This window comes from Phenylobacterium sp. (assembly GCF_030693805.1).
In the GTDB taxonomy this organism is placed as follows: domain Bacteria; phylum Pseudomonadota; class Alphaproteobacteria; order Caulobacterales; family Caulobacteraceae; genus Phenylobacterium.
In genome coordinates this window covers 1-1039 of record NZ_JAUXZW010000249.1, presented here as the reverse complement: position 1 = coordinate 1039, position 1039 = coordinate 1, and the positions used below count along the sequence as shown (strand labels likewise).

General features: G+C 68.9%; 1 protein-coding gene. It reads right to left on the bottom strand.

Going from position 1 to position 1039, the window contains the following annotated elements; all coding sequences use genetic code 11:
* Positions 1-30 precede the first annotated feature (30 nt).
* Positions 31-1039: adenylate/guanylate cyclase domain-containing protein (locus Q8M88_RS09615; protein ID WP_305596775.1), on the bottom strand; the 1009-nt coding region annotated here is incomplete at its 5' end.

Sequence of the window (1039 nt, the reverse complement as noted above, 5' to 3'; positions counted from 1 at the left end):
GACCTTCAACAAACGCTGAAGGCTGGCTGCTTACAGCTTGTCCAGGGCCCGCGCTGGCTGGCCCGCGCCGTCCAGTTGCCGTGTGCTGGATGCCACCAGCTCGGCATCGTCGCAGGGGGTGTAGACGCGCACCGCTTCTGTCTTGCCCTTGACCACCACGTCGGCCAGCGGCCTGAGCAGCGGGGCGCCTTCGCCCAGCAAGGCGGCTGTGCTGGCCGACAGCAGGATGCCCGTGCCAAAGGCCTTGTTGGCGCCCTCCAGGCGGGCAGCGAGGTTGACCGTGTCGCCGATGGCGGTGTAAGAGAAGCGCGTCTCGGAGCCGATGTTGCCCACCACGGCCGGGCCGCTGTGGATGCCGATGCGCATGCCGATCTGCGGCAGGCCCTGGGCTTGCAGGCGCGTCACCAGGGCGGCCATCGCTGCCTGCATTTCGATGGCAGCGGCCACCGCGTGGTGGGCGTGGTCGGGCACGGGCAGGGGCGCACCCCAGAAGGCCATCACCGCGTCGCCAATGAACTTGTCCACCGTGCCGTGGTGGCGGTGCACGATGGCGGTCATGGTGTTGAAGTACTCGGTGAGCACGGCCACGGTGTGTTGTGGGTCCAGCCGTTCGGACATGCCGGTGAAGTTGGCCAGATCGGTGAACATCACCGTGAGTTCGCGGGTCTCGCCACCCAGGCGCATCAGCTCGGGGTGGGCCACCAGCTGGCCCACCACGTCGGGCGGCACGTACTGCGCAAACATCTGGCGGATGTGGCGGGCACGCTGGCGCGCGGCCACAAAACCCCACACCGCGCTCACCCCATAGGCAGCAAGCAGCATGGCCAACAAGGGGGTGGGTGACCACCACAACCCGCCGTGCGAGAACGAGGCATACGACAGGCCCACGGCGGCGATGGCCGCCGCGCCGGTGCTGACCGCCACCAGCCATGGGTGCACACGCGGCGCCAGCGTGGCCAGCAGCAGGCTCAGCAGTCCGCCCGCACCCAGCGCCAACCAGGGTGATGCCGAGTGCAGACCGTTGCCCAGCAGGCGGTTG